Raw genomic sequence first — 3143 nt, forward strand, 5'->3', positions numbered from 1 at the left:
CTCACGCCGTATTTACCCTGGGTGTCGAGGTCCGCCTTGTGAGCGTTCGCTACATCTGTGACGGAAACTCCGCCTTCCATGTAGTGAACATCCATGAACAGTGGCATTCGTTTCTCCCTTCATTGCTCAAGGTCACTGGAACGAACGTACAGGGAACGCCCCATGCGTTCATGAGTGATCTCTACCGAATTTTGGCTTGCTAGCACCCAGACTTGGCTGGTCAGCACCCAGACTTGGATGGCGCGTACCCAGATATTGGGACCGTCCACGAAAGCACTGCGACGGTATCGGGGGAGTTCGAAGAAGGGCGGATCCTTCGGCCAATCTTCGGGAGCACCGGCCCACCCCCGGCAATATGTTCCACTCCCGGTGACATCGGTTTCGCGGGTTCGGTATTGGTTCGGACGCTCCAGAGGGCTGGTGTCTCCGTGAGTCCTGTTCGTTGGTATCGGTCTGCGGCCGATGCTGGGTGGGTTGGAAGAACGATTCCTCGCTCCGTGTCGGGGAACCGTGTGCGCGCAAGGGTGTCTCCGAGATATGTGTTTCGGAGGCTGGCCGATCAGATCATTGGTTCGTGAGGGATCCTCGCCAACGAACCCTGGAGATGGTCGCTAGCTCTCGCGAGGTCGTGCCACCGGGTTCAGGACTAGATCAGCGCGTCGACGAGAGCTGCGATGTCGTTCTCGTCGTTGTACGGTGCAAGAGATACCCGCAGGCGACCTCCGCGAGTGCTGCATACGATTCCGATGTCTCGCAGCCGTTCGCCCACTTCAGCGACGTTGTCACGTTGATGTCCCAGCGAGATGATGTGCGGCGAGGCTGCAACGTCATCAAGATCGCGGAAAGGGCGCCAGCCATGCCGTTCGACCGCGCTGACAAGGAGGTTTCCGAGTCGTGTCGCGTGAAGCTCGAGTTCCGCCATTCCTATTGAGAGCAACTGCTCAATGGCCGTGGTGAGGCCAATCACCGACATATAGGACATTGTCGACTGTGTGTACCGGCGGGCGTCGTCGGCGAGCAGCAATCGTGTAGCGTCGAACTTGAATGGATCCAGGGCGCCCATCCACCCGGGCAACGGTGGGGTCTTGTCGAGTATTGCGGGTGCAAGAACTCCGATCGCCACGCCGCCGTGACCACCAAGCCACTTGTATCCACTGGAAACCACAATATCGGCGCTCCAGGCCGTAACATCAGTTTCCATCGCGCCTACGCCTTGAGTCGCGTCGATGACGAGTGTGACGTCGGCTTCCGCAGTTGCCGCCCGCAACAGCGGGACGTCGATCACGCTTCCTGTGGCGTACTGGACCGAACCGACGGCGACCAATGATGTGTGCTTGTCTATCCGGGCGATGAGATCAGCCGTTAGATCGGTTTTCGGATCGTCGTCGACGAAATGGAGTTGGCACTCGCCGAGTGCAGCGAGGCGTAACCAGGGTCGAGTTATCGCGGGAAAGTCGCTGGTGACGAGCAATATCTCGGTGCCAGAAGGCGGTGGGAACAAGAAGGGAATCTGGCCGAGCAATTCGCTGGCGCTGGACAGGATCGCCACCCGGCTGACCTCAGTTTGTAGCAGTCGTGCAGCACGTTCGCGGAGCGCATCGAGGAAAGCCACTTCATCTTCATCGGTCATGTAGAGGTTGCCGTGGCGCCCGACACTGTCGAGCAACCGATGCATAGCATCGACGGCGGGGGTGCCGATTAGCCCCAGGGAAGCCTGATTGAGGTAGACGCTTTCGGTCAGTGTTGGATAGTCAGACCGTTCGAACAGTGAAGAGGACATGCAACACTCCAAGCGTTGGTGGTCACCCGGGACCACCGGGCGGGACACCGATCAGGGACGATAACATCTTCAGCACGGGGAGGAGTCCTTCGGTAGTGCGATGAGGAACGTTGCTCTGAGGTGGTGAATGTCGGCAGTGGGCACACCTCTGCGAGCCGGCAACATTCTGAACCGATGTCCCTTCTCTGGGTGCCCAGCGACCGTTCCAAAAGCGTTAGCCCGTATGCAGCAGATTCTGCAAGCGCTTCCCGCCGACTTGGACTTTGTGGTTTTGGAGCAGCAACGTGACGATTGTTCGAACTGGAGGTCAGGTGGGGCTCTCACTGAGACGGAGGCCATTGAACCGGTTACGCAAGGGCGAGCTTGCCGCCGCAGAGGCAACATTCGCGGATATGGAAACGGTGCATGATCAGCTGACGTCGCTTGACTACCCGGACGGCATGACGTGGGGGTTGCGACGCACGACTGCGTTGCGAGGGCCTTGATGGAGCGCAGTCGCGCCGACCTGGCGTCCACGATTGTTCAGGACCGTTTGCGGGTTCAGCTTGAGCAGCGTGTGGTGGAGGATCCGTCGACTTAGGGCAATTCCCACCAATCCTGCATGGTGTGTCCGGGCGCTACACTGCTGAAACCCATCGGGGGTGTAGCTCAGTTCGGCAGAGCACTACGTTCGCAACGTAGGGGCCAGGGGTTCAAATCCCCTCACCTCCACGAAGAGAGAGGCGAAGAAACCTCAGCAATAGCTGGGGTTTCGGTGTGTCAGGCTCTATCCGCCGAACAGACGCCATACCCGGTTTGAGTGGCGTTCTTGGTTGAGCATCGATTCTGTGCTCCGCGTCGGCGATTTCGGCGTCTGATTACGGATCAGGAGGTTGGGGGTTCAAGTCCCTCCGGGCGTACGGGCTGTACAGGCGACTGGACGGCTGTCAAAACCCTATGGGTACTGGACAGCCGTCCAGTCGCCTCTTGTGTTTCGCCCGTGGGTGCTGACGATTCGTCCCCCGACCGTACCGATACCTGTGACCCCAAATTGACCCCAAATTGACCCCACGGAATCCCTTTCCAGCCTGATCTCAGTATCGCGAGGGTGATTTCGCACCCGCTTCCCTTTCGTGACGAAGACCGCGCGCTCGGCTGCCTCTGACGTCGACGTGGCCGATCCGTGTTGTTGGTCTCTTGCGGAGGTCTTGAGAATCCGAACTATTCGAATCCAGTCGCGTGGCATGTTTCTTTTGGAACGAGGCAACCCCGTGTCGACTTGAAGGTGCGGACCTTTCTCGTTCCCCAACAGCGTGAACGACACGATCCTTCGCATGGGTGGGAGGCTCAGCATGATGCAGGCTTCGGGCGACTACTTCTTTTG

General features: G+C 59.0%; 2 protein-coding genes and 1 tRNA gene. 2 read left to right on the top strand and 1 reads right to left on the bottom strand.

Annotated features, from left to right (window positions below; translation table 11 throughout):
* Positions 1-646: 646 nt before the first annotated feature.
* Positions 647-1780 (bottom strand): aminotransferase class V-fold PLP-dependent enzyme, encoded by a 1134-nt coding sequence (locus tag IIC71_15115; protein ID MCH7670510.1) that lies wholly within the window; start codon positions 1778-1780, stop codon positions 647-649.
* A 338-nt stretch (positions 1781-2118) separates the two neighbouring features.
* On the opposite strand from IIC71_15115, the gene IIC71_15120 reads away from it, so the two are divergent.
* A complete protein-coding gene (locus tag IIC71_15120) occupies positions 2119-2265 on the top strand; it encodes a hypothetical protein (GenBank protein ID MCH7670511.1) in 147 nt (48 codons plus the stop codon).
* Between the two features lie 152 nt (positions 2266-2417).
* Positions 2418-2491, top strand: a tRNA-Ala gene (locus tag IIC71_15125).
* The last annotated feature ends 652 nt before the right edge of the window (positions 2492-3143 follow it).

It is taken from the genome of Acidobacteriota bacterium, from assembly GCA_022562055.1.
Lineage (GTDB): Bacteria > Actinomycetota > Acidimicrobiia > Spongiisociales > UBA5794 > BMS3BBIN02.

Bases quoted from the DNA above. Each gene is read 5' to 3' on its own strand.
- IIC71_15115 (MCH7670510.1), bottom strand. From the start codon at position 1,780: ATGTCCTCTTCACTGTTCGAACGGTCTGACTATCCAACACTGACCGAA.